The organism is Catenuloplanes nepalensis (assembly GCF_030811575.1).
GTDB classification, from domain to species: domain Bacteria; phylum Actinomycetota; class Actinomycetes; order Mycobacteriales; family Micromonosporaceae; genus Catenuloplanes; species Catenuloplanes nepalensis.
On record NZ_JAUSRA010000001.1, the window covers coordinates 1267983 to 1293429 of the forward strand.

The 25447-nt window shown below is 69.9% G+C and carries 25 protein-coding genes; 18 read left to right on the forward strand and 7 right to left on the reverse strand.

The genetic code is table 11. From position 1 onward, the window contains the following. The first annotated feature begins 191 nt into the window (after positions 1–191). A complete protein-coding gene (locus tag J2S43_RS05310) occupies positions 192–1340 on the forward strand; it encodes an SAM-dependent methyltransferase (RefSeq protein WP_306827430.1) in 1149 nt (382 codons plus the stop codon). A 295-nt stretch (positions 1341–1635) separates the two neighbouring features. Here J2S43_RS05310 and J2S43_RS05315 read toward each other — a convergent pair whose 3' ends face one another. The 5 genes from J2S43_RS05315 to J2S43_RS05335 all read right to left on the reverse strand — a co-directional run bounded on the left by J2S43_RS05315 (position 1636) and on the right by J2S43_RS05335 (position 6135). Next, positions 1636–2862 carry a tryptophan 2,3-dioxygenase family protein gene (locus J2S43_RS05315; protein WP_306827431.1) on the reverse strand — a complete coding sequence of 409 codons (1227 nt, stop codon included), beginning with the start codon at positions 2860–2862 and terminating at the stop codon, positions 1636–1638. After that, on the reverse strand, positions 2859–3740 hold the full coding sequence (locus J2S43_RS05320; protein WP_306827432.1) for an aminotransferase class V-fold PLP-dependent enzyme: 882 nt from the start codon (positions 3738–3740) through the stop codon (positions 2859–2861). The genes J2S43_RS05315 and J2S43_RS05320 overlap by 4 nt, the downstream gene beginning before the upstream one ends. A gap of 50 nt (positions 3741–3790) precedes the next feature. Beyond that, a complete protein-coding gene (locus J2S43_RS05325) occupies positions 3791–4507 on the reverse strand; it encodes a tryptophan 2,3-dioxygenase family protein (RefSeq protein WP_306827433.1) in 717 nt (238 codons plus the stop codon). 157 nt (positions 4508–4664) lie between these two features. Continuing rightward, positions 4665–4886, reverse strand: coding sequence for a hypothetical protein (locus J2S43_RS05330; RefSeq protein WP_306827434.1), 222 nt, complete (start codon positions 4884–4886; stop codon positions 4665–4667). Between the two features lie 391 nt (positions 4887–5277). Beyond that, positions 5278–6135 carry a hypothetical protein gene (locus J2S43_RS05335; RefSeq protein WP_306827435.1) on the reverse strand — a complete coding sequence of 286 codons (858 nt, stop codon included), beginning with the start codon at positions 6133–6135 and terminating at the stop codon, positions 5278–5280. 1264 nt (positions 6136–7399) lie between these two features. Here J2S43_RS05335 and J2S43_RS05340 point away from each other — a divergent pair. Continuing rightward, on the forward strand, positions 7400–7696 hold the full coding sequence (locus J2S43_RS05340; RefSeq protein ID WP_306827436.1) for a hypothetical protein: 297 nt from the start codon (positions 7400–7402) through the stop codon (positions 7694–7696). A gap of 494 nt (positions 7697–8190) precedes the next feature. Beyond that, the gene (locus J2S43_RS05345) at positions 8191–8472 is read left to right on the forward strand and encodes a helix-turn-helix domain-containing protein (RefSeq protein ID WP_306827437.1); all 282 of its coding nucleotides are present in this window, start codon (positions 8191–8193) and stop codon (positions 8470–8472) included. A 144-nt stretch (positions 8473–8616) separates the two neighbouring features. Here the strand turns inward: J2S43_RS05345 and J2S43_RS05350 are convergent, their stop codons facing one another. Further along, positions 8617–9060: a helix-turn-helix domain-containing protein gene (locus J2S43_RS05350; RefSeq protein ID WP_306827438.1), complete on the reverse strand. Its 444-nt coding sequence runs from the start codon at positions 9058–9060 to the stop codon at positions 8617–8619. 333 nt (positions 9061–9393) lie between these two features. Here J2S43_RS05350 and J2S43_RS05355 point away from each other — a divergent pair, with 333 nt between their 5' ends. The 15 genes from J2S43_RS05355 to J2S43_RS05425 all read left to right on the forward strand — a co-directional run bounded on the left by J2S43_RS05355 (position 9394) and on the right by J2S43_RS05425 (position 24331). Further along, entirely contained in the window at positions 9394–10428 is a 1035-nt protein-coding gene (locus tag J2S43_RS05355; protein ID WP_306827439.1) for a MinD/ParA family ATP-binding protein, read from the forward strand. Positions 10429–10477: 49 nt separating this feature from the next. Then, on the forward strand, positions 10478–10840 hold the full coding sequence (locus tag J2S43_RS05360) for a hypothetical protein (protein WP_306827440.1): 363 nt from the start codon (positions 10478–10480) through the stop codon (positions 10838–10840). 8 nt (positions 10841–10848) lie between these two features. Beyond that, positions 10849–12684 (forward strand): hypothetical protein, encoded by a 1836-nt coding sequence (locus J2S43_RS05365; protein ID WP_306827441.1) that lies wholly within the window; start codon positions 10849–10851, stop codon positions 12682–12684. A gap of 22 nt (positions 12685–12706) precedes the next feature. Then, the gene (locus tag J2S43_RS05370; RefSeq protein ID WP_370881600.1) at positions 12707–14197 is read left to right on the forward strand and encodes an SCO6880 family protein; all 1491 of its coding nucleotides are present in this window, start codon (positions 12707–12709) and stop codon (positions 14195–14197) included. Beyond that, positions 14194–15744 carry a putative type IV secretion/conjugal transfer ATPase gene (locus J2S43_RS05375; RefSeq protein ID WP_306827443.1) on the forward strand — a complete coding sequence of 517 codons (1551 nt, stop codon included), beginning with the start codon at positions 14194–14196 and terminating at the stop codon, positions 15742–15744. The genes J2S43_RS05370 and J2S43_RS05375 overlap by 4 nt, the downstream gene beginning before the upstream one ends. Next, entirely contained in the window at positions 15741–17603 is a 1863-nt protein-coding gene (locus J2S43_RS05380; RefSeq protein WP_306827444.1) for a type IV secretory system conjugative DNA transfer family protein, read from the forward strand. The genes J2S43_RS05375 and J2S43_RS05380 overlap by 4 nt, the downstream gene beginning before the upstream one ends. Next, the gene (locus tag J2S43_RS05385) at positions 17596–18201 is read left to right on the forward strand and encodes a hypothetical protein (protein WP_306827445.1); all 606 of its coding nucleotides are present in this window, start codon (positions 17596–17598) and stop codon (positions 18199–18201) included. Before J2S43_RS05380 ends, J2S43_RS05385 begins: the two co-directional genes overlap by 8 nt. Further along, a complete protein-coding gene (locus tag J2S43_RS05390; protein ID WP_306827446.1) occupies positions 18198–18512 on the forward strand; it encodes a hypothetical protein in 315 nt (104 codons plus the stop codon). Before J2S43_RS05385 ends, J2S43_RS05390 begins: the two co-directional genes overlap by 4 nt. Next, a complete protein-coding gene (locus tag J2S43_RS05395; RefSeq protein WP_306827447.1) occupies positions 18509–18769 on the forward strand; it encodes a hypothetical protein in 261 nt (86 codons plus the stop codon). The genes J2S43_RS05390 and J2S43_RS05395 overlap by 4 nt, the downstream gene beginning before the upstream one ends. 89 nt (positions 18770–18858) lie before the next feature. Continuing rightward, a complete protein-coding gene (locus J2S43_RS05400; protein WP_306827448.1) occupies positions 18859–19269 on the forward strand; it encodes a hypothetical protein in 411 nt (136 codons plus the stop codon). Then, on the forward strand, positions 19212–20348 hold the full coding sequence (locus tag J2S43_RS05405) for a M23 family metallopeptidase (RefSeq protein WP_370881601.1): 1137 nt from the start codon (positions 19212–19214) through the stop codon (positions 20346–20348). Before J2S43_RS05400 ends, J2S43_RS05405 begins: the two co-directional genes overlap by 58 nt. Positions 20349–20402: 54 nt before the next feature. After that, complete coding sequence (locus J2S43_RS05410; protein WP_306827450.1) at positions 20403–20855, forward strand: hypothetical protein; 453 nt, start codon at positions 20403–20405, stop codon at positions 20853–20855. Between the two features lie 259 nt (positions 20856–21114). Continuing rightward, complete coding sequence (locus J2S43_RS05415; protein ID WP_306827451.1) at positions 21115–21723, forward strand: MarR family winged helix-turn-helix transcriptional regulator; 609 nt, start codon at positions 21115–21117, stop codon at positions 21721–21723. Positions 21724–21874: 151 nt separating this feature from the next. Next, positions 21875–23239, forward strand: a complete 1365-nt coding sequence (locus tag J2S43_RS05420) for an MFS transporter (RefSeq protein WP_306827452.1) — start codon at positions 21875–21877, stop codon at positions 23237–23239. Positions 23240–23500: 261 nt separating this feature from the next. Beyond that, positions 23501–24331, forward strand: a complete 831-nt coding sequence (locus tag J2S43_RS05425; RefSeq protein ID WP_306827453.1) for a GNAT family N-acetyltransferase — start codon at positions 23501–23503, stop codon at positions 24329–24331. Positions 24332–24440: 109 nt separating this feature from the next. Here the strand turns inward: J2S43_RS05425 and J2S43_RS05430 are convergent, their stop codons facing one another. Continuing rightward, positions 24441–25445: a hypothetical protein gene (locus J2S43_RS05430; protein ID WP_306827454.1), complete on the reverse strand. Its 1005-nt coding sequence runs from the start codon at positions 25443–25445 to the stop codon at positions 24441–24443. Between the last annotated feature and the right edge of the window lie 2 nt (positions 25446–25447).

Below are 25447 nucleotides of genomic sequence, written 5' to 3' on the forward strand. Positions count from 1 at the left end.
GGCGGACGAAGCTAACCTTGCCTCGCTCCATTGGCGGGAATCCACGGTGCTCGGTTGTATGGCTTGAGGGTACGATGTCGACCACCGCATGGTCTGCTTCGCAACCGCGAGGTCGGTCGCGGACTCGAGATCCGGGGTGGTCCTGTCATGACTGCGTGCCCCCTGGAACGACCGGAGGACGGAACAAGGGCGTGACACTATCTCGGCAGGAAATCGTTGACGAAGTCGTCAAACCCAAGTGGCGCGAGCCCATCCTTCGCGTATTGGCGGGTGGGCCGAAGCGCTGGGCCGAACTTCGTAACGACTTGATCGCGCTCAAGACTGGCGCTCCAGGTGATGGACTTATCAACACTGAGCTCAGGAAGCTGAAGGGCCTCGGCTTGGTAGAAAACCGGAGGATCGAGGGTGCGCCTCACCCCGGATGGGCCCTTACTACCGAGGGTGAGCGTGTCTTTACTGCAATTCGGAAAATCTTCGATGAGCCCACCGCGCCGTTGAAAGGGCTGACGTTTGAGAACATGGTGGAAAGGTCCATGCTGATCGATACGACTACTGTCCATTCTGCACGTCGCTACAATTATCTCCTCGGAGGGAAGGATCACTTCGAGGTCGATAGAGAGTCCGGTCGCGAGATAGAGCGGCTGTTCCCCGGCGTGGGTGTATCGGTGAGAGAAGGAAGAAAGTTCCTTCGACGCGCGGTGGAATTTCTTGCCGGAGAAGCCGGTATTGACCAGTTCCTCGATATCGGTACGGGTCTGCCTACGGCGGACAATACGCATGAAGTTGCTCAGAGGATCAATCCACGTAGCCGTGTGGTCTATGTCGACAACGACCCGATGGTAATGGCGCACTCGCGGGCCTTGCTGACCAGCTCCCCCGAAGGGCGGACCGTTTACCTCGAAGAGGACCTCCGGAACCCGCTGCGGATCCTCGGCAATCCCGAGGTTCGAGAAGTCATCGACTTTAGGCGGCCAGTGGCGCTGATGTTGATTGCCGTCGTCCACTTCATCGAGGATAATGACGAGGCCTACGCGATCATTCGTTCTCTGGTGGACGCGCTGCCGTCGGGTAGTTATCTCGCTATGCTACACTTTTCTACCGATACCCTTCCGCCGGAATTGGCTGCTGACCACGCGCGGCGAACCGCAGAGGGCAAAGTTGACGCCTTTCACCGTAGTAAAGCCCAGATCGCTGAATTCTTTGCGGGTTTGGAGCTAGTCGAGCCGGCGCTGCAAGTGGCATCGGATTGGCGGTCCGAGGTCCCCGAACGTGACAGGCCACGGCACCAGGATGTGGCGGGATTTGGGGCGGTCGCGCGTAAGCCGGGAGTCGGTCGATAATACAAAAGCGCTCGTGGTGGCACTCTGGCCTGCGGCCACGTTGATTGCATGATTAGGTGGTATGCCGCGACCCGGTTTACCTAAAGCGGATGGTCTCTGCAAGGCAAAGTGGAGGGCGTAACGTCCTTACCTTTCGCATGGCGAACCGTGTACGTCTCAATTCTGTCAAAATTTGATCATACGATCGGTGAGTTGTGGGGCTTGAACAAGGGCGTCGCCATTGGCGGATCCATTCGTCACCGTGGCGCGGAAGTGCTGTGAGAAGGTCGGGAACTCACGATCGAGGCGATGGGTCTCACGATCCACCGAAGACGGGGCACTTGTAATTTGCGGCGAGATAGGGAAGTCCGCTCGTGCTGCCGGTGCCGGCCTGGTCAGCGCTCAGCATCCGCGTGGCGATCCCCAAGTGGCTTCTCCGCCATCGCAAAGCGGCTTCTGCGAAGCTTTTCATTGCTCGCTCCACCTCCAGTGCCGAGGTTGAACTTATCCGATGCTGGGTGTGATGAAGCGTCTCATCGAGCGTAATACTGCCTGCGAGAACTCTTGCGCGAACCTCCGGAACCGATTTGTAGGCAGCCGAGTGCACCCGTTCGTCTGCCGGCCGAGAGCACAGCGACTCGATAAGTTTGTAACTTCGCGACTGGATGGCGGAAGCGCCGTCTGTGCTCTGCCGGAAGAGCGCGAAGGCTTCTGGCTGCATCGTTGCGAGCAGTGGCCACAAGCCCTTGGCCTCTTGCATGACTCCGGTGGCCGAGTCGAGCCGTGCTGCGGCGATACGTGCCCGGCCCATGACCAGCGACGATATGACCTCACCCAAGTCGACGACGACAAGGGAGAACAGCAGCTCAAAGCACTGTAGGACGCGTAGAAACAGGTACTCGTCGTGGCAGGTGTCGGCCGGAAGCATCGTCAGCCGCAGCATCAGTTGCTCGTCAGGGTTCATGGCCATGCCCATGATGTGTGCCAGGTGGGATGCGGCGACGAGGGGATCGTCGGCGGTGCCCTGGTCGGCCAGCCCGAGGCGCGCGAGCGCGGGCTTTGCCGCGATGATCGCGAGCCGGCATCGCCTGCGTATGCGTTCCGAATCGGGCCGGAGCCGTGGCAGCACGAACGTCTGCCGGCGCGCAGCGCGGACTTCGAAGCGGCAGAGGTCGCTAATCAGTAAGGCCAGGGTGCGGTCGTGGTGAGCGAGCGCGGCCGCGGCGGTGGTCGGCGGATGCTCCGGGTCGAGGATGGGGAGGACGCCGAGGGCAAGGTAGCTGCGGTAGTCATAGCGGCCGTCAGGTTTGTCCAGCACGATGTCCAGCCAGCGTGCGAGCTGGTTGCGCTGTCGTTGAGGGCCGCGCACGTGCGGGAGTCTGTCGCGCGCGGTGCGCAACGCCTCCACCAGGCCGGAGCTGATGCGGTGTTTGCCTGTGCTGAGGAACGCCGTGACGACCTGCTGGTAGGGAAAGTCGATGGCGGCCGGCCGGTCGGCGCTACTCCACATGGCGAGCGCGAGTGCGGTGTCGGTCTGGCTCATGCTGGTCCTCCTCGGGGCTGGCGTGGGCGGATGGCCCGCCGGTATTGGCGGATGAGCGCGCAGACGTGCGCGACGTCGTCACCGGTGTTGAAGGCGTGGAATGCAATGCGGGCGATGTCGCCGCGGGGCGCGATCAGGATTCGGCGTGTGGCCAGCCCGTCCGCGAGCCGTTGAGGTTCCGGGTCGACGACGGCCAGGTGTGCGCTGCGCGCACGATCGTCAGCAGCGAGCCGGAGCCGTTCGCCGTGCACAGCCAGCTGCCGGGCCGCGAGGTCGACCAGGCTGGTGACGTGCCGGCGCACGTCGGCAACGTTCAGGTCGTCGATGATTCGGAGGCCTGCGACGGCCGCGTAGATGGCGGGAATGGGTGGGGTGCCGGTCTCCCACCGTCGTGCGGTGGCGCCAGCCGTCCGCGCCGCAGCGGTGATCTCGGCGATGGGTAGGCGCTGGCCGTTCTGGTAGGTGACAGCCGGAATCGATACCAGCGCAGTGCGATGCCCGATGCCATCCAGGAACTCAAGCGGGGTCAGGAGACGCCCCGGGGCGCCGATCCAGTACAGCCACGCGCCCCGGCGCCGGTGCGCAGCCAGCGCCTGGGCGACCCCGGGAAACTCTGCCCGGGCCACCACCACCTCGCGGCGTCGCCGGAAGCTCAGCGCGGACGCCGCCTGGTGCGCGGTGGTCGACACGTTCGGTACGAGGGCGATCTGGTCGGCGTCGGCGCCGATGAGGGCCGCGAGTCGGCGGCGTGCCTCCTCCACGCGGCGCTCGAACGCCGGCCAGGGTGTGCGGCCGGAGAGGTCATCGAGCATGGTGTGCATGGCGTGATCGAGGTCTGCTGACCGGGCGGCGATGCTGCACGAGGCCAGGTGCGTCATTTTGTCGAGCACTGGGAATCGGGACCTGATTCGGCTGATCTGGCGCGGGGTCACGGCCGGGCCTTACCGGATCGCACCTGCGGCGCGGCGGCGGTCAGGAGTACGCGCACGTCCCAGAGGCGTGGGAAGAAGCGGTGCGAGACCGATCGGGCGAGCATGTCGACGGGCGTGCCTTGGGTGCCGTGCGCGTGGTCGCCGAGGAGCCGGGTCGCCAGCGTGTAGTGGTCGGCGCGCCAGCGTGAGATGTCCTCGTCGAGGCCGATCAGCGCTTCGGCGAGCTGGTACAGCGGCGCGGAGGCGTCGTCTGCGTAGAGCTGCTGCAGATCGGCAGTGGTGCCGAGCAGCGTGAGGAAGGCCGTGTTCGTGGCGCGTGCCTGCCGGCGAAACTCTTGCCAGCCCGGTGACTCGAGGCCGGAGCCGTGCCCGAGCACGGTCCGGATCTGCGCGAAGTCGACGGGGGAGATGGTGCGCAGCAGCCGCAGCTGGCCGGTCAGTAGCCGCAGGACCAGCGCCGCGCGCTGCACCAGCAGCTGTGCCGGGACCGGCCGGCGGATGTCCATCTGGGTGACGGCGCGGGCGAGGCTGTGCGCGGCCGCCTTCAGCAGCAACTCGTGTGCCTGGTGGGTGACTTGGAACAGTAGCTCGTCGGGATGTATCCACTCGGTCGCGTCGCGCTGCAGTGTCAGCAGCGTCTCGGTGCGCATGTAGCGGGCGTAGTCCGTCGTGCCGGTGCCGGGCAGAACGGGGCGGGCACGCTCAGAAGACATCGGTGCTCCTCGTAGCAGTCAGGCGAGCGGCAGGGCCGCGACCGTCTCGGAAGGCGCGTATGGATGCATGGGCGCCGGTATTGGCGAGGGCCGGGACAGGGTGAAGGCCGCAGTACCGACGTACGGGCGTCGGTGCTACGGCCTTCACCCAGGGCGACTAGTAGTAGGTGTAGAGGCTGGCGGACGGCGCGATGCGGCCGTCCGGGATCGACGCTGCCTGCACGGACGGCGGCGGCACCGCCTGGACCGACGGCGGCGGGACGAACGCCGCGGTGAACGCCCCGGCCGCCGGGGCGAGCAGGGCCGCCACCGCGGCGACGTTGCGCAGCCCGCGCAGGCTGAACACCGACTCGGTGACCCTCGTGCTGTTGACTCGCATGTGCGCTCCTCCAACGATGTGAATGGGACATCTGTGTGTGCGCCGCGGCGGCGGTCCGCGCGCTTCTGCGACGGCGCTGAAGACGCGAAATTCCGCCCTGGTATCGCGGCACAGGAAGGCGAAATGGCAGCGAAATGGCACGGTGGCCCCTTGCCTCGAATGTGCTGGCCGCCCTGCATACGCCGCACTTCAGCAATGCCGTAATGGTGACTCGGGCGTGCCGCCTACGAAATCAGGTATGCCACGTGTTTGTCCATGAATGCGAATCAAACGAGCCAGACTTCCATTCGCCGCTGCCCGCGCGGCAGACGTCGCCATTGGCGGGTCAGGCGCCGTAGACCGGCCGCTACGGCGAGGCGAGGCGTGCTCGTCGCGAGCGCGTCCGACGTTGTCAGGGCCTGCGCCGTCGTGCCGTCTCCGAGACGGGATCGCGGTACGTCGGCCGGAGCCGCCCGTCCGCGCGGTCGTCGAGCACGCGGCAGATGGCGCACGGGGGCCGGCCGTCGGGCCGGGACGGACCGGCGATGCCGTGCGGCGCGCAACGAATCAGGTGCGGCCGCGCCGCGGGCGCGCGTGTGCGGGAAGTGGTGACGTCCGCAGAAGAGCCGGGCGCCGTGGGGTTGGTGTTGTTGGTGGCTGGTACGGGGCTGGTATCGCGTGCCGCCGGATCCCCCACGGTGCCGCCATCGGATCCCCCAGGACGCTGGTTGCCGCTGCCATCGGATCCCCCAGGGCTGCCGTCATCCGCCGGGTGTGGGGGATCCGGCGGCACCCCCACACCAGGGGGAGGTGGGGTCGATGTGGGGGTGCCGTTGGCGGGCCGGCGCGGCCCGCGCCGCGCGGCGTACAGCGCGGCGGCCGTGGTGCGCACTGTCGCCGGGCTGAGGACCTCGAGGCGCTCGAGCAGATCGCTGGGAAGGGTGAGCTGGTATTCGTCTCCTTCGTGCTGGCCGCGGGAGCGTGCCCGGACCCGGTAGAGCAGGCCCAGCGCGACGAGCGTGCGCCGGACGGCTTGCACGACCTGGATACCGACCTCCGCCTCGACCGCGACGGTGGCGTCACCCGGCCAGATCCGGCCCCCGGTGTCTGCGTCCGCGTGGGAGGCGAGGACCAGCGCGATACCCCGAAACGTCGACGCCGCGACACCGCCGCGTTTCCCGCGCGCGGGAATCAGCCCGCGCAGGCGCGCACGCAGCACGACCCGTTCCCACTCCCACCGGCTTACCGCATGCAGCTCGCGTTTTTCCACGCCAAACCTCCGTACCGGTGCCGTCGGGGAGTGGTGGCGCGCGGCAGCGGCGACGCGCCCGTGACGAGGCCGCATGTGCGCGCACTGCTGCCGGCGCGGGTCGGCCACCCGTGGGGGAGAAGGCCGTTAGCGTCGTCCGCGCAGGCGCCTACGTGTGCGTTCCGCGGCCGCCTCTACCGTCGACTGCGCGTCCGAGGGGGAGGAGTCCGGACGCCGCGGTGGCGACGTGTAGACGGCTATCAGATCGTCGATCTGGTCGCGCGTCATGCCGCGCGTCTGCCCACGATGGACATGCCGCACCAGGCCGGCACGGCAGTCCCGTGCGATACCGCGCTCCAAGAAGCCGGTCATCCACGGAACCTCAGCCAGAGAGAACACCAGCCGCTCAGGATCCGTCGACGTGCGGGGCAGACGAGTCCCCGGCGTGCAGGTACACCGGATGACGACCGCCGCACCGCCGGGCGGCATGACATGACGCGGACCCTGCGCCGATTCCGCATCAGGATGAGCTGCGGTCTCGGTGACGTCGGAAGGCGGTCCGGTGTCACACAGCTGCACGCGAATCGCGCAGGAGCCCTCTTCGCTGCGATCGCACGACGCACAGGTCCGAAGTGGGTCCGGCGGCATGGCCCCGCACCATAATGCCCGGCATACTTCGCCCGCAACAGAACCGCGTCATATGGAACGATCAGGCCGAGCGGCCCGGAAACGCCGCCAGGTCCGGCCGAAATCGACGGCAATAAGTCATGGCTGCGTGTCCTGCGTGATGGCACGGCAACCGAAGGTGTCTCCGGCAGAATCCCGGTCAGATTCGGCGCGAATCGCTGGACGATCTCGAACGATACGTCGCGTCTCGCTGGTGGGCGACATACGGTCATGTCGGCCGCTCGGGCATTGACCTATCCCGGCTTGCGGACGCACGCCGCCCGGCATCAACGATGCGCCCGATCGAGGGCTGACTCGTGCCGCAATCACCGTCCCGGCGAATGGGCGTAACGGTGAGGACTATGCATTTCGCTCAGCTGGGTGCTGTTCACCGCACGCCCTGGTGCGATGTATCGGCGGCCACGTCATGGAATCGGCACTTCTTCTCACCGGAGAGCAGGCACTCGTGGCAAAGACATGGAACGGAAAACCTCTGGCGATCGTCATCGCCGTGATCGCTGCGATAGCTGGCGTCCTGGTCGCGCCCGCCTCGCCGGCGTTCGCGGCAGGATGCCGCAGCGCACCCTTCTCCGCGAGCCTCTACGGAGCCGATCCTCTTATGCGACTCGACCACGTCGTCACCATCGCGTACCCCTCGCCCACCGGCTCGTACGTCTCCACCAGCCAATGCCCGCGGAACATCTCCGTCAAGAACACCGGCACCGGCGACCGCTACGGGGCGCCGTTCTACGCCTGCATCAACTACGTCTCAGGCGGCGGCTGCACGTGGACCAAGGTCAATCCCGGCCAGTGGGCCTACATCGCCACCGGAGTGCCGTACGGCACCCGGTTCCGGATCCAGATCCTCTGGGACCCGGGCATGTACTACTCGTTCAAGGCCGTGGGTGACTTCTAGGCAGGCACGCCGCGCATCGCGCTGACTGTGGGCGCTCCCTGCGGCGGGGGCGGCTACGGCCGGGGCGCCGCTGTTGTCGCTACCGCAGGCGCCGAATCCGGCGCCCGACGTAGCGGCGGTCGCACCCTCGATCTGCGCGCCGATGTCGGCTGTCGGCAGCACCCGCGTCCGACTCCTGCCAAGCCGCGAGGATCGCTCCTGTTTACTTTGAGAAAGAACCGGTAGGACGACCCGTGCATCATTTACGCATCGAGAGCTGCTTAGATGCCGGAGCGTGGCCTGTGTGGCGGTCGGCTCGGCGGTCATCGAACAACTCGTGTGGTAAACAGTTGTCGATCAATCACAGATCGTAGACAGATTCTCCACGGTGGCTGAGTCTTACCGGCGGTCGCGCCGGACAGCGCCTGGATGACTTCTGGCCGGCATGGCGAGCGAGGTCAGCGCTTCGGGGCGTGGACCGGCGAGCGGTGCGGGCTGAGGATGGGGAGGTCGATGTGAAGCCGATCGTGGGTGGCTCACAGGAAGCGGTGCAGCTGGGGCGCATCATCAGCGGTGCCCGCCGCGCGAAAGGCTGGTCCCAGTCGCGGTTGGCCGACCGGATGCGGCGCCAGGCGGAGGCGGAGGGCTTCCGGCACCCGCTGCCGTCGGATGAGTCGTTCAAGGCCATGATCTCCCGCTGGGAGAACGGGCGCAAAGTGCCCGACATCAACTACCGAGGGCTGCTGTGCCGCGTCCTTGGGATTGCACCGGCCCAACTCGGCCTCGCAGGAGACTGAGAACGACCCGGTACCGGCATCCGGGTCAACGGAAGATCAACGAATGGTCATCTACCGTCCCGTGCGAGCTCCGGTCAGACTTCCCATATGAAACGAGATGGGCCGACGCGAGAACTGGATCGGGCGGTGAGAATGGTGGCGCGGTCAGGCATTCGGAGGGCCGCCGTCCCTGGCTCCCGTGATCGCCGTCAGAATTTCTACAATATTCTCTAGCGGCGTCGCGGTGCCGTCACTGGACATCGCAGAGAACTTCCCTAAGTCGCTGCCGTTGAGCCCGGTCAGCAGAATGATCTCTCTCAGGTGCCGGAGTTCGGTCGCGGTCTTCTCGACGTTGCGGGTACCCAGGATGAAGTCGGCGGAGACGCCGAAAAAGTTGACGAACGCAACAATGACGTCAGCGCTGGGATTGACATTGTTGCCGTTCCTCAATTTCGAGATCGCGGCCCCGGAGATTCCAGTCGCCGCAGTGACGTCCTGATAGGTGAACGGTTTACCCTTCTTCTGCAAAACACAGTGAAATAGCAGCCTTATGCGGCCTGCGTACGTATTCAGGTCGAAGGTTTCCTCTGCCGCGTCGCTTCGTGCCACCGATACCTCCGTGCTCTCAGGCGGTGCGGCAGCGTCGCCGAATCTTTAAAGCCGATCATCCCGGTGTTCGATCCCGTCTGCCCTGAGGCAGGCGCGACGTTAGGGCTATGACTTGACTCCCCGTCGAAACTGTCCATTCGAGCTATCAGGGTGCGGTGCTGATTCTAGATCCCGCGCGACCTTCACGCACCACCACCCGAGCGACTCCCAGCCCGGCGTCCTACCGGCCGACGGCCTGCACCAGCAGGCGCCCCGCCTGGGGAGGAACGGGGCGCAGCGGCCATGACCGCGCAGCCATCCGCGGTCGGGCCCTCCGCAGCCGATGCCGCCAGCATGAGCACCTGGCGCAGGACGCCTCCCGGGCCGGCGAGGCGAGGTGGGTCCGCCTCGCCGGCCCCACCACTGTTCGCCGGCCGCTCCACCTGGCCGTTGCACAGCAACCACCGCGCGGCCGCGGACATCCGGCCGATGCCGCGGGAGTACGTCGGCACGCAGGCCGAGTGGGTGTGGCTGCACGCCGCCGCGCTTCCGCCCGGCTGCCCGCTGATCGCGGTGTCCTCGGCCGACGGCGGCGTCGGGCGCTCCACCCTCGTCGCTGCGCTCGGCGGGCTGCTCGCCCTCGCCAGCCCGGCGCTGGTCGCCGCCGCTGACCTGACCGGCCGGGCCTGGGGCGGTCTCGCGCATCGCGTCGCGGCCACCCGCCCCGGAACCGTCTGGGACGCGGTGGCCGCCGCGACGGCCGGGCAGCCCGGCCTCGTTCCCCAGTTCGCGCAGCCCGGCCCGACCGGCCTGCACACCCTCATCGGAGAACCGCACATGAACGCTGACCGTCACCCGCCCTCGTACGGCGAGGCACAGACCATGCTGGCCGCGCTACCCGCCCGGTACGGGCTGGCCCTGCTGGACCTGCGGCCGGCCGACAACGGCGGCACCTGGCGAGCGCTGGCCTCCGCCGCGGCCCCGGTCCTCGTCGGCCGGGCCACCGAGGACTCGCTGCAGCACCTGCTGACGGTCCTGGCGTGGATGCGTACCGCCGGGCTGTCCGCGGCCGCGGACCGGTGCGTGGTGGCGGTGATGACGACCTCGCCGGTGATCAGCCGGGACACCCGCGCGGTGCAGCGGCAGGTCGAGCAGACGGCCGGGCACGTCGTGCGGATCGGCTACGACCCGATCCTGGCCCGCCCGCATCCGATCGACGTGCGCGGCCTGCACAAGGCCACCCGAACGTCGCTGACCGATCTCGCCGCCGCGGTGCTGCGCCGGTGCACCGGCCCGGCGCCGGTCACGGCGCTCGGCCCGGTCACACCGGTCCCACCGGCGGCTCCGCTGCCGCCGGCACCACCGGCGCCGCGCCCCGATGAGCAGTAGCGCGCCACCAGCCCGACGTACACACCGACTTTCCAAGGAGGCGACGAGAATGCTGACCGCGCAGATGGCCGTATGGCTGACTATGGCGCGTCCGGTCGCTGGACTGCTGGCAGCGGCGCCGGAGCCGACCGCGACGCCGAGTGACGGGTTCGACTGGAGCCGGATCAATCCGGACCCGGCCGGGGTGCCGCGGGTGGAGCTGTTCTACACACTGATCAACGCCGGGCTATGGCTCGGGATCGCGGCGATCCTCGCCGGCGGGACCGGGGCGCTGATCGCGATGGCGCTCGGGCCGCTGTTCGGCTCGCACGCGGCCGACAACCGGGGCCGCGCCTGGCTGCTACGGCTGTCCGGTCTGCTGCTGCTCGCGGGGTCGTTCGTGAGTATCGGCGCGATGCTCTACCGGCTGTGAGGCGCCTGATGCGACCGCCCGCCGGGGCGCACGCCCGCACCCACCTGGCCCTGGATTCGCTGGTGCGGGCACGGCCCGTACCGGCCCGTGCAGTCGGCGAAGCGGCACCGCCGGTGTGGCGTCGATCGGCGTGGATCCTCCTGGTACTGGTGGCCGGCCTGATCCTCGGCGCAGGTGTCGCGGGCCGGGGGCTGGCGGCGCCGGTGCCCGCGCCGACACCAACGCCGATCCTCGCCCCGGTCACCGCACCACCAGCGACACCCGGCCCGTCGGCGACGCCGACCGTGCCGGCCCCGAACGCGCCGGGCCTGGACGGTTGTGGGCTGGTGGATGTGGCCTGCCGGGTGCAGGAAGGCGTCAGCGACGCCATACGCACCGGCTTTCTCGGCATCGTCGATCTGGCGGTGGCGGCATTCGGATGGACGCTGTCGTGGCTGGCGGCCCACGTGTTCGCGAAGACGACGGTGACAGTGGACGACGCGTTCTACGGCGTCTACAACGACGTCGCCTCCGTTGTGGGCTTGTTCGTGCTGCTGATGTTCGCGTTCTCCCTTGGCATCAACGCCCTGCGGGCACGCGACGGCGGGCCCGTGCGGATCGTCCTCGGCCTGCTGCGCGCGGTCCTCGGGATCACGTTCGCGGGCGGGATCGCGTTCACGCTGGTCCGGCTGTGGGACGAGGCGACGCTGGCACTGATCGACCGTAACCAGGCACGCGACTGGGAACCCGCCGTATGGCTTACCGCCCTGCACGAACTCGGCGCGGAGCCGGGCACCGCCCTGATCGCGTTGATCATCGCGGTGGCGTCCCTCGCCGGCCTGCTGCTGATCGCGATCATCCTGTTCTTCCGCGGGATTCTGGCGATCGGGGCGGCGCTGATCGGGGTCGCGGCGATGGCGGGTCAGGCGATGGACGCGACCCGGCCGTGGGGCCGCCGCTGGTTCTGGACCACCAACGCCCTCGCGGCGTCCAAATTCTGGATCGTCGCGTTCTGGATTTATGGGACCAGAGCCCCGTATGAGAGCGACAACCTCGTCAACGCCCTGCGGGGGCTGCTGATCATCTTCCTGATGGTCGCGGCGCCGTGGATCCTGCTGCGGCTGACGACGATCCTCGACGGCTACATCGCCGACCTCGACCCGCCGGGTTTTCTGGGCGCGGCCGGTATGAGCGTCGGCACGGACGTGCTGTCGGACTGGGCACAACACACGATCAGCAAGGGCTCGTCGGGCGGACCGGATGCCGGGACCGCCGGCAGCATCCCCAGCGTCGTCGACAGCCCGGCCACGGATACATCAACGCCGGACACGGCACCGGATGGCACCGCGGCCGGCGACCCGGCGACCGCCACCGGCACGGGGGAGTCGCCCGGGGCGACCGGGAAGTCCACGGGCGCCGGAACGCCGCACCGCGATGAGGCCGCCGGCACCGCACAGGACCACACCACGCTGACCGGCGCCGGCAAGGACGCCGCCGCCGGATCGGCGTCCGGCCAGCCGGACGAATACACCTCCACCGCCCCCGACGGCTCCCGCGCGGGCACACCGGCAGGCGATCACACAACGACGAGCACGACCGACACGACGGCCGGACCCGGCCGTGGCGCATCCGGTGCGACGGCGTCACCGGTCGGCGGATCGGGTGCGGCGGCCGTGCCGCAACCCGCCGCACCAGCACCGGCACCGGCATCCGGGCCTGCAGCGCCGTCGTCCTCGGCTGAAGCGCCGTCAACGCCGACCGGCATCGAGCCCGCCACGGCAGACGCGCCGGCGCCGAGCGCGGGAATCGGCCGCGGTACTGCTGCGACGGGTGCCGCCAGTGAGCTGCCGGTCGTGCCGCTGTGACACGAGAACGGAGGAACCAACGATGACGAACTTCCAATTTCCGCCGCGGGCAACGCGAGGATCGATGCTCGGCTTCTCGACCGGGCAACTCGGGTGCGTATTCGCCGGCGCGGTGTGCGGTATCACCGCCCTGAACCTGGCGACTGCCGGGCAGCTGCTATCCGCTGCGGGCTTGTTCGCCGCAGGGCTGTTACTGGGTGTGCTCGGGCTGGCGCGGCTGCGGGGCCGGCGGATCACCGAGTGGATGCCGATCGTGGCCGGGGCCCTGGTGCAGCGGGTGATGCGCCAGCACCGCTACCGCGGTGCGGCGTTCGCGCCGCGGCGGGGGGAGCTTGATCTGCCGGGCCCGGCCGCCGGATACCGGTGGCTGACCGCGACCGCCGCGGACGGTGTGACCGAGGTCGGGCTGCTCGTTCACCGCGCGGAGGGCACGGTCACGGCCGCGCTGCGCTGCTACGGCGCGGGGTTCGTGCTGGCCGACACCGGTGAGCAGCGGCAGCGGCTGGCCGCCTGGTCGGATGTGATCAATCTGCTCGGCGGGGAGTATGCACAGGCCGGGCTGGTGCGGTGGTCGCTGCTGACCCGCACCGTCCCGGATTCCGACGACACCGCCCAGCGCTACCTCGCCGAGCACGCGACCGACACCCGCTCGGCGGCATACCAGTCCCTGGCCGCGCTGACCGCCGCCGCGGCCCCGGCCGCCGAACGGCACGAGATCTACCTGACCGTCGTGCTGGACCGGCGGCGGCTGGCCGCCGAGGCCAAGGACGTCGGTGGGACGGACACGGCGCTGGCGGTCGTGGCGCTGGAGCGGCTGGCCGGGATCGAAGCCGCGGTGCGGGAAGCCGACATCGGCACCGGCGGCTGGCTGTCCCCGCGCGTCTATGCAGGAGTGCTGCGCTCGCAGTTCGACCCCGACGCGCTGGCGCACACCAGCACCGACGACGGCACGCCCGCCGGTGCGGCCCCGCATGCGGCCGGGCCGGCGGGGATGGAGCAGGTCGGCTGGTCGTATCTGCGGCACGACTCCGGGCTGTCGCAGACGCTGTGGGTGTACGAGATGCCCCGCCAGCCGGTGCCGATGGCGTGGCTGATCGGCCTGTTCGCGCGCACGGTCGGCCGGGTCGCGGTCACGCTCGTCGCCGAGCCGGTCCCGCCGCAACTCGCGGCGCTGGCGACCCGGCGGGACAAGGTCGCCACGGCGGGGGAACGCGCCACGAAGCAGCGCCTGCAGCTGGTGCGGACCGCGCGGGAGGAGGCCGAGGCGCGCGCGGTCCACCAGATCGACGCCGAACAGGCTGCCGGGCATGTGCGCTACCGGTACGCGCTACTGGTCACCGTCACCGCCGGCACCGTCGAGGAGTTGCACCGGCACGCCCGGGTCGCCCGGCAGATCCTGGCGCGGGCCGGCTGTGAAGCGATTGTGTTGTACGGCGAGCAGGACCAGGCGTTCCTGGCCGGTGCCCTGCCGCTGGCGCGTGGCTTGAAGCCCCGGTCGGGGGTGTGGGCATGATCCGCCGCAACCGTCTGCCCCGCGAGGACAGCCTGACGGCGCTGATCGGCGAGCGCGCCGCGGCGGCCGACGCCGCGGCCGCGGCCCGGCAGGCGCGGCGCCGGCAGCGGCGCCTGGACCGTGACACCGCCCGCCTGACCGGCCCGCCACCGGCGGGCGCCCGCGGCGGGTCGGGGCCGGCCGCGGGCCGGGCCGTGTGGCAGCTGCGGCTGCCGCCGCTGGAGACCACGTCCGCGCAGTTGTGCAGCGTGTATCCGTTCGTCACCGATCCGGGCCTGCCGGCCCTCGGCCCGCTGATCGGCACCGAGGTGTATTCGAAGGCCGCGTTCTACTTCTCCGTCCACGAGCTCTACCGGCTTGGTGTGGTCGGCGCACCGAATATGGTCGTCACCGGCGAGATCCGCTCCGCCAAAAGCTCACTGCTGAAAAGTTTGGCGTTCCGGAACGCGGCGCTGGGCCGGCGCAGCTACATCGTCGACGTCAAAGGCGAGTACGACCCCCTCGCCGACGCCCTCGGCATCCGGCCGCTGCGTATCGGACCCGGCCTCGGGGTGGTCATGAACCCCCTGGCCGGGATCAGCCGGCTGCCGGGCCAGTCGGAGACGGAGTGGGCGCAGGTGCAGCGCACCCGCCGGCTGCTGCTGCTGGAGGGCCTGCTCGAAATCCAGGTCGGCGACCGGCTGACGGAGGCCGAACGGTCGCTGATCGCCTACGCCCTGGACGCGGTCACCCGCACCGACGACGGCACCGACCCCGGCCGGCAGCCGGCCCCGACGCTGTCGACGGTTCTCGCCGCGATGGCCGACGCCGACGCCTGGCAGCACCGCCTCGCCGGCGTCTACTACACCCTCAGCGACTTCGTCGCCGACTCGCGCCGGGTACGGCTGGCCCTGGAACGCCTGATCACCGGCGCCCTGGGCGGGATCTTCGACGCCCCCGACACCGTCAGCGCCCGCCTCGACTTCGCCCAGCCGGGCGCGGTCCTGGACCTGCGCGCGGTACGGACCTCGGACGCGATGACGGCGATGGCGATGACCTGCGCCCAATCGTGGCTGGAGGCGGAACTGACCCGGCCGGGTGCTCCGCCGCGGATGTGTCTCTACGACGAGTTCGCGCTGCTGGCCCGCTACATCGGGCCGATGCGCCGCATGCGCGAACAACTGAAACTCGCCCGCGCTCTCGGCTCGGAAAACATTCTCGCCTTCCACCGGTTCTCCGACCTGGCCGCGTCCGGGCACGCCGGCTCCGAGCAGGTCCGTATCGCCCGCGGCCTGATCGAGGACACCGGCGTGCGGATCTCCTACCGGCAGGCGGCCGGATCGCTGGACTCCGCGGCCGAATTTTTGGGCACCACCGACGTGGAGACGCAGCTGCTGCAGCGGCTCAAGCGGGGCACCGGCCTGTGGAAAGTCGCCGGCCGCTCCTACGTCGTCAAACACCAGCTGTCCCGCGTCGAGTGGGAGATGGTCAACACCGAGCAGCGCATGCTCGGCGACGGACCCGCCCCACCACCCGCGGCCACGACGGGTGTGGGGGTGCCGGTATGAGCCGCCCGCCGCTGATGTCACCCGGCCACCGGCTGCCCCGCGAGGGCATCCACCGCCTCGACATCGTCATCCGCGTCGCCGCCCTCGCCCTCGGCATCATCACCGCGGTTATCGCCTCGACCACCCTATGGACTGCCGGCCAGCTGTCCGGGCTGATCGTGCACGGCACGTGGCCGGACTCCACGGTCGCGGACGCGTTCGGGATCTCGTTGCGGCTGCCGGCACACCCCGGCACGCCCGGCGACGCATGGCCGCAGGCGGCGCGCGCCGACGTGGGCCCGGCCGCGCTGGTGTACCTGCTGTGGCTGGTGCTCTACGCGATCGCGCTCGCCGTGCTGGTGTGGACCCCGGCCCGCGTCGCCCGCCGGTATGTGCACCGGTCCGGGTTCGCCGGTCGCAAGGATCTGCGCCAGCTGGTCACGGCGCGCGCGGTCCTCGACCGCGTCGACGTGCTCCGCCCCGGGCTGACGATCCGGGGCACCGATTCACCGGCGGTGGCCGCGGTCAAGGAGCAGCGCCGGGCCGACCCCCTCGAAGTCGGCCGGCTGCTCGGCTACCACGCCATCTCGCGCGAACCGCTGTACCTGGCCAACGAATACACCGAACTCCTCGCCGCCGCCGCCCGCTTCGGCGGGAAAACGTCCCGGTACGTCATCCCGCGGGTGCTCGACGCCCGCGGCGCGGTCCTGACCACCTCCACCCGCCTCGACGTCGCCGCGGTCACCTACGCCGCCCGCGAACGCATCGGGCCGGCGTTCATCTTCGAACCGCTCGGCCGGCTGCCCGGCGTACCGCGGCTGCGCTGGTCCCCGATCGAGGGCGCCGAGGACATGGAAGTCGCGAACCTGCGCGCGAAGGGTTTCGCCGCCGGTGCCGGCATCGACTCCTCCGCCGAGAACGGCGCGTTCTTCCAGGACCAGGCGGCGGCGCTGATCCGCGGGATGCTGCACGCGGCCGCACTCGACGAGCGCGCCACGATGGAAGACCTCGTCGCCTGGGCGGCGAACCCGTCCGATCCGCGGCCCGAGAAGATCCTGCGCCACCACCAGGTGACCGCGTGGGCGGACCGGCTCGCCCACCACCGGGAGGCGACCGGCCGCACACGGGACAGCATCCAAGCGGTCGTGTTCGGGGCGCTGGACTGCTTCTCGCATCCGACGGTGCTGGCCAACTGCTCCCCGCCGCGCGGCGAGCAATTCCAGGTCGGACCGTGGCTGGCGGCGTCCGGCACCCTGTATCTGGTCGGCCCGCGCACCAGCCAGGCCGCCGTCGCCCCGCTGTTGGCCGCGGTCGCTGAGGACGTCTTCCACCACACCCTCCAGGCGTCGTTCACCGCACCCGGCGGCCGGATCGAACCGGCCCTGTATTTCATCGGTGACGAGATCACCAACGTCGCCCCGCTGCCGTCACTGCCCGGCCATTGGGCGGACGGCGGCGGGTCCGGGATTTCGATGTCGATCGCCTGTCAGAACGAGCATCAGCTCGAAGAACGCTGGGGAGCCAAGGGCGGGCGGGCGCTGCGCGACGGGGCGAACGCGCGCATGGTCCTCGGCGGCACCCAGGACGTCTCGGCGCTGCGTGACGCCCAAGCCCTCATCGGCCAGACCCAGGAGCTGACCGCCACGACCAGCTGGGGCGGCGCACACACCAACGTTCAGGAACACCTCAAACGCGAACCGCTCGTGGACCTGGCCGCGCTGCGGAGCCTGCCCGCCGGCCGGGCGCTGGTGCTGCTGGGCAACATGCCGCCGGTCGAGGTGGACATGCCCGCGTGGTGGGAACGCGACGACGGCCCGGAACTGCAAACAGCTGCCGCCGTGTTCAACGACCGGATCCGCGGCGGTGACGGCGATGCCTGAATCGTTGTTCGCGTTCGAGCTGCCGGCGGACGCCTCCCCGGAAATGGAGGCGATCGCCGAACTCGCCGGAGCCGTCGACGCGCTCCGCGCCGGCCTAGCCGGTCTCGCCGATGAGGTCGTCCAGCTGCAGGAGCAGCCGGCGGCGGCCCGGCCGGAATGGACGCCGGCGCGGGTGCGGTGGCGCGACCTGGACCGGGACGGCGCCCGGGCGGTGTGGCTGTGGCTGATCGACTGGGTGGACTGGGCTGTCGACCGCTACCAGCTCACCGAAGCCCTCGGCCCGTGCTGGCCACGCCACCCACCGCTGGTCGAGGAACTGACCGCGTTGTGCCTGGCCTGGCACGGCGCCTACCACACGGGTGCGGGCCTCGAGGCGCCGCTGCGCTGGCACGAAGCCCTCGACCGGGCCCGGCCACGCTGGCGCGACCTCGACACCAGTAAATGCCGGCACGGCCATCACACCAGCCGGTGCCTCGACACCCCATGGCCGCAGGACTGGCAGCGGCAAGCCCTGCACGCCGCCGCCGCGGACCTCGCCGCCCGGCCCGCACCCGACACGTCCGCCACTGAGACCGGCGGGAGGGAGCTGGCGTCATGACCCACCCCGCCGAAGTGGCCACCAACTGGGACTGGGGACGCCTCACCTCACGGATCCGCGGCATTCGCGAAGCGTCGGTGGACGTCTACCTGCACATCGCCGCGATCCGGGAAGTCAGCCGAGCCGCCGAGGAAAGAGCCCGCGACGCAGAGGACCGCCGAGTCGCGGCGGGTGAAGCCGAGGCCCGCGAGGCCGAGGCCCGCGGCGCACCGCAGCAGACGGACCTCGACGCGGCGCTGGCCGACCCCGACCCCCACCGCGAAGACCCCGACGACGGCCGTATCGACGACGAACCGGAGATAGAGCCATGACCGACCCCGTATCCCGCCCGGACACCGGCGACCTCACCGGCGTGGATGCCGATGAGGCCACCCGGCCACGTACTGAGTTCCTGGCCCAGCTCAGCAGCGCCCTCTACGCACTCCGCACGGAGATCACCTCCATCCGGCGTGGCCGGGTCCGGCCCGACCTGGTCGCCGTGCACCACCAGCTGCGAGGCATGGCGGCCCTGGTCAACGACGAGCTGAGCCGCCACGCGTCGACCGGCCCCGAGACGGAAGCCGAATGAGGCCCCTTCAGCGCGCGGGCCTGGCGGGACTCGGCACTGCTGCCGTTCTCGCCCTGGCCGGCTGCGGGCCGGCGGATGAGAAAGCTGGGGTGCCGCACGAGGACCGCCCGCTGCCCATCACCGGTTCCCCGGCAGATAACGCGGCGCGGGCGACGCCGGACGCCGACGGGGTGACCGCGCCGGTCCCGACCGCCGTCCCCGCCGCCGCCGTCGACGTGGCCGTACGGTTCGCCGGCGCGTGGGCGCGCCCCGGCCTGCCCGCGGACCGGTGGCGCGAAGACGTCGCCGCGCTGGCGACGGCCGAGTACGCGACGATGCTGCGCACCGTCGACCCGGCCGACGTGCCCGCCACCCGCATCACCGGGCAGCCGTGGCCGCGGGAGAGCACCACGCTGCGCGTCATCGTCGACGTGCCGACCGACGCCGGGACGCTGCGCATCGTATGCGTAGCGCCGCACGGCCGCTGGCTGGTCGCCACCGTGCAGATGGCGGACCGGTGAAAAGCACGGCGGCGCTCACGGCCGCGATCGTCGCGGTGATCGTGCTGCTGTGCACCAGCGCGGCCATCACCGACGACGGGCCGGCGTCGGCATCCTGCACCGGCACCGGCCGTGGCACGGTCACACCACGGCCGGTGCCGACCGGGGCGTGGCATCCGGTCGGCGCCTGGGACTCCGTCCAGGTCGCGCACGCGGCCGTGATCGTGGCGGTCGGCCAGCAGGCCGGCGTGCCGGCGCGGGGCTGGGTGGTCGCGGTCGCGACCGCGATGGTCGAGTCCCGGCTGCTCAACCTCGACTACGGCGACCGGGACTCAGTCGGCCTGTTCCAGCAACGCCCCAGCCAGGGCTGGGGCACCCCGGCCCAGCTCCAGGACCCGGTCTACGCCAGCCGCCGCTTCTACACCGCCCTGGCAAAGGTGGACGGGTGGGAGACCATGCCGCTGACCGTCGCCGCCCAAACCGTCCAAAAATCCGCGTTCCCGGACCGGTACGGCGAACGCGAGCACGACGCCGAGCAAGTCGTCGCGGCGGTCACCGGCGCTGCGGCTATCACCGACCTGCCCGGCGCCAGCCTCGCCATCTGCGCCGGCCCACCCGCCGGCACCGGCGGCTGGGTCCGGCCGGTGGATGCGGTCGTCGGCTCCGGGTTCGGCCGGCGCGGCGGCGAATTCCATGCCGGCGTCGACCTGTCCGCGGCCCGGCACACCGTGATCCGTGCGGCATCGGCCGGGACCGTGGCCGCCTCCGCGTGCAACTCCACCCGCGGCACCTGCGACGTCGACGGCAGCCGGAGCATCATCGGCTGCGGCTGGTACGTCGACATCGCCCACACCGGCGGGATCGGCACCCGCTACTGCCACATGGTCCGCCGCCCCGAAGTCACCGTCGGCGACACGGTCACCGCCGGACAGCCGATCGGCCTGGTCGGCAGCTCCGGCAATTCCAGCGGCCCACATTTACATTTCGAAGTCCATGAACATGCGTGCGGGAATGGCGAATGCCAGCTAACGCCCGTAAACGCTGTCGACCCGGTCGTATATCTGCGCGTCCAGGGTGCGCCGCTCGGGGTGAATAGCTAATTCTTCGCGCGCACAGCGCTTCAACAAGTATGTCATCGGTTTGGAGTTATCGCGATGAACGCTGACGGCAATGCAGTAACGGAGCCTATCCCGCAGGAGCTGGTGGGCGGTGACCGCGGGGCGGGTATGCGGGACAGAGGGGCGGCGCTCGATGCCGCGCTGGCAGCCTACGATGCGGCGCTGCAGGACTGGCGCGGCCGAGGCGAGGAGATCGCCGCCGAGCAGGCGGATATTCCGTGGGAGACGACCGCCGAGGAGCTCATCCAGAATCATGCCTCCGATGCGGCGCGGGACGTGCTTGCGCAATGGCACCGTCCCGGAGGCATCAGAAGCTTCGCACAAGAAGCAGCATACTTTCGAGACGAGCGACAGCTTCGTCGTGAACTCGGTGAGACGCCTCCGCCGCCGATACCGCTAGATGGCGGTGAACGACGCCCGGCCACAGACCCGGGCTACGAAAATGACGATTCACGGCGGAATGCCGAGCCTGAGCCGAGCATCGAATAGCCGCTGTTGTCCCACGCTGGTGGTCCTACGATCTACGCGCTCGCCAAGCGCGATCGCGCGGTAACACGCGCCGGAATCAGCCACTCACCTGAGCACGCAGCACAGCCGGCACCTCCGCATGAGGCCACTTCCCGCCAGGGCAAAGGAACTATCCGCCCCGGCACCGCCCGGCGCGGACACCGGCATCCGCACGCACCCGCGAGACCGCCGCATCGCCTCGTACGCACCCTTCCACACCCGCAGACCCAGGGAACGCTGAATGCACCCCAGCCATCACGACACCGCCAACACCCCGCGCCGCAACCGCGGACCCGCCGGACCAGTACCGGCCCCGCCCGGCGTGCCCGCCCCGCGACAGCCGGCCGGGTACGGACAGAACACGGCACCGCCGTACCCACCCGCGCCACGCACTGCCGGACCGCGCCCGACCCCGCGGCCGGGCGCGCTCGTGCAGCTGTGCCGCACCGCAAGCCTGATCCGCAGCACCATCGAGCGCACCATCCTGCGCGAGGAGAAGTTCACCTGGAACCACTTCGACGCGCTCCTGGTGGTGTGTGTGAGCCGGGGCATCGAGGCCCGCCGGATCGCCCAGGAGATGGGCATCGCCAAGGCGACCCTCACCGCCTGTCTGCGCACCCTGATCGCGCGTGGGCTGATCTACCGGGCCCCCGCTGAACATGACCGGCGCACGATCGTGCTCGTCCCCACCGACGCAGGCATGTGGCTCGCCACACGCCTGCACACCGCCGTCGACGACACCCAGGCCAGGATCCTGGCCGGCAGCGGCCTGCCGTCCGGAGACCTGATCGCCGCGCTGCTGCGTGAGCTCGCCCGCCGCGGCCGCGCCCACGCCACCACCAGCACCTGAAGACTGCCCGCGTTTCGCGGTCGCCGCTCTCCCGGCCGGCGTCCCGCTGCCGCTACCGCAGCTACCACAAGCCGTCTAGCTCATCACTGTCCACGGCGTCCCCTCGATGCCATCCCGCCCTGGAGAATCCATGCCCTTACACCCCGCACCCGTGTCCACGAACACCGCCGCGGTCGCGCGAGCGCCCCGTGGCGCGGGACTGCGTCTCGGCCTGCTCTACGGGCCCGCGATCTACGGCGTCAGCGCCGCCGCGGTCGCGCTCCCGGCCGCCGTCGACGCCCTCCACACAACACCGATCGCCGCGGTGTGGATCCTGACCGCCCACGCGCTCGGCCTCGGCGTCGCCACCGCGACCGCAGGACTGCTGGCCGACAGCTACGGCACCCGCCGCATCCTCACCACCGGCGCGCTCCTGCTGGCCACCGGCGCCGCCATCTGTGTCATCGCGCCGGGACTGCTGGCGCTGGTCGCGGGCCGTCTGCTGCTCGCCGCGGGCTCCGGGGCGGTGACCGCGGCCGCCATGACCACGGCCGCGCAACTACCCGAGCACGCCCGCCCGCGCGCACTGGCCACGATCGGCGTGACGTTGGCGTGCGTATCGGCCACCGCCACCCTCGCCGGTGGGCTGAGCAGCCTCGCGTCCTGGCGGCTGCCGATGATCCTTCCCGCCAGCGCCCTCCTGCTCGTGCCGCTCGCACTGCCGCTGACCCGCCGCCGGCCCGGCAGCGGCCCGCGCGCGGACCTCCCCGGCATCACGGCCGTCGCAATGACAGCGGCGGGGGGACTGCTGCTGATCCAGGCGCACACTCTGCGTCTGCCCGCCGCAGCGGCGGCCGCGGTGCTGGCCATGACGGTGGCGGCGGCGATCCTGACGGTACGCCGTCACCGCCGTCGCAAGGACGCCGGTGTGCTGCACGTCGTCCTCGCTGATGCACAGCTGCGCGCCGCCGCCGTCGTGGGCGCCGGCGTGTACGGCGGAATGTTCGCCGCGCTGTACGCGATTCCGCACGTGCTCTACCGACAGCACCAGTACAGCGCCGTCGACGTCGGCGTGGTGCTGCTGCCCGGCGCCGCCGGAGCCGTCCTCCTCGCCCGTATCGCCTCCCGATACGTGCCGGCCCTCGGCGCCGTCCGCGTCCTCGCGATCGTCGCCCTCACGTTCGGCGGATTCCTGGCCAGCGCCGCTATCGCACCACATCCCGCGGTGCTCGTCGCCGCCGTCGCGGTCGCGTTCGGCGCGTTCAGCACCGCCCAGACCGTCTACACCGGGCTCGTCGGCCAACGCGCACCGCAGCTGCGGGGCAGCGCGATCGGCATCGGCAACCTGACCTTCTTCAGCGGCGGCGCGGCCGGCTCGGCGATGTGCTCAGCGCTGTGGCAGCCCGTCGGTCTTACCGACGCGCTCGCCATGATGGGCCTACTGCCCTCGCTGGGCGCGGTATTCGCGGTCGTGTCGACCCTGCGGAGCACAGCCCAGAGTGCTGGCAGGCGCGATGCATGCCAGGTGGCGAGGTAGACGAAGAGCACCACCGGGTCCGGCGCCGATTCGGGCGGTCGGCCGCTGGCATTTGCGCAGGTTGCCGACCCGGCGGTAGGCGAAGAGCGCCACCGGGTACGGCGCCGGTTCGGTTGGTCGGGCGCCGGTGGTCGCGCACAGTACCGACCCGGCGAGCGCGTACCGCGACGCGGAGGAGCTGCACGCCGATCGGATCACCGCATCGAAACTCACAGATGATGACGATATGGTTGCTGAACGTGATGACAATGGAGGGTGTGGATGGTGGCGAACCGCAGAGGCAAAGCACGCAGACGCGAACCAGTGCGGCACTCGATCCCCGAGAGCCGCCTTCGCGCTGACCACTCCGTCAACCGCACCGTCACGGCTCAAGCGCTCATCGACGGCTGGGCCATCCCGGGATCGCATGTTCGTGTCCGGCTGGCGCGACCTGTCGACCTGGCCGCGCTGCGGACGTTCGCCGAGATGGCCGGCACGCGGGTCGAGGACGAGGTAGCCGACGCGATCGACGCCGGGATCGCCGGCGCCGGCCTTATCATCGGGATGCGCGACGGACACGAGACCTTTCTCAGTCACGTTGCCGAACAGTTCTTCACCCACCAGGACACCGGCCGGCAGGTCGCGTTTCTCCACCTCACGCTCGCGCTGGTCGCCGAAGATCCAGGGCGCGGAATCGTCGGTGCGCTGCTGGCATACCCGCCGGTGGGGGTGATCGGTCAGTTCCTGGCCCAGGCTCACCGGATCGGCGTGAATCCTCAGCAGCTGCTGGTGACCGGCGCGATCGGTCTCGTGCGGGTCAAGGCACTCGCGGTGGCTGAGCCGATGCGCCGTCAAGGGCTGGCCGCGGCGTTGATGGAGTGCTGCCGGCAGGTCTACGCCACATGCAAGTACCTCATGTTGTATGGCCAGATGCCAGCCCGGCCCGGACTGGCCGACTTCTACCGCAGCCTCGGTTTCACCGTGCTGCAGAAGCGCGAAGGCTTCGACCCGTGGGTCATATTCGGCGTGCACTCGCAGATTCTGCCTGAGAGCGACGAACGGATGTTCCTCTGGGACCGGCCGATGACCCACCGCATCCAGCGCCACCGCTGAGCGAGCGCACCTCGACGCAGGACAGGCCGGCTACCCGCAGACGACGCATACGGGCAGGGAGCGTGGGCGATGCGTGTCCCGGCACGCTCATCGTCGCCCGGCCTGACGGTCACTCCAGCGCGCGCGTGTCACCGTTCCTGTCCAAGCTGGATGGCGAGTCGGTATCGGGCGCGGAGGGTGCTACGTCGCGTGCGTCGGACTGCGGAGTGCGTAGAGCGGCGATGCGCCGAATGGTGTGGTGGAGGTTGCGCACCTCGTCCGATAGTTCGGCGATCGACCGGGAGAGCTTGTTCTCCAGGCGGCTTTGCGCCTGCCGCGCGTACAGGCTTTGCATGGCCAGGTCGGTGAGGGTCGCATTCGGATACTGAGGCGGCAAATCGGCGGCGGGCGGGTATGCTGATGGTGATAACAGGGGTGGAGCGCTTTGGCTCGCTCTCTGGGGGCCGTGATCACCAGCTGGCAGAGCGGCCCTATCACCACCCCCATCCCCGCGGATTTTCAGGTCTGTGCCGGTGACGGCGTCGGTGACCGTGGCGATGTCCGCGATACGGTTCCACCACACCGGATCGTCGGTGCGAAGAACGCGTTGCGTGGCCCAGGCAGCGACGTCCGCCATCCAAGACCCCTCGTCATGGCTGTGCTGGTGACGTATTGCCATGCGAGGGTTGATGGTGCCTTCACGGACGAGCTGCCGGTAGGTGCGCCGGTCACGGATGTCGTTGTGGTCGCGTTCCTCCGGGCTCGGGTCCGCACCGCGGGTGTCCATGATGACGTCGCGCACGCGTTGCCGGTTGAGTTCTTGAAGTAGCTGGCTGAGGCAGCGCTGGCGTGCGATTTCCTTGCCCACATCCAGCGGGGTGTGGGTGACGATGTGCACCCAGCCGGCGTGGGCAGCCACCGTATCGAGGGCGTCTTCGACGACGCGGAACCGGGCGTCGCGGTGCAGCTCGTTGGCGTGGAAGCGGCCGGTGCCGACGGCGGCGCGCATGGCGCTGCGGGCCTGCTCCACAGCGGTCTGGTCGACGATGACGGCCGCGAGCAGATAGAACCCTGCCGAGTGAGGGCCTTTCAGGTGCGATTCGTCGACGAACGCGACCGAGTGATGTCCCGCCATGG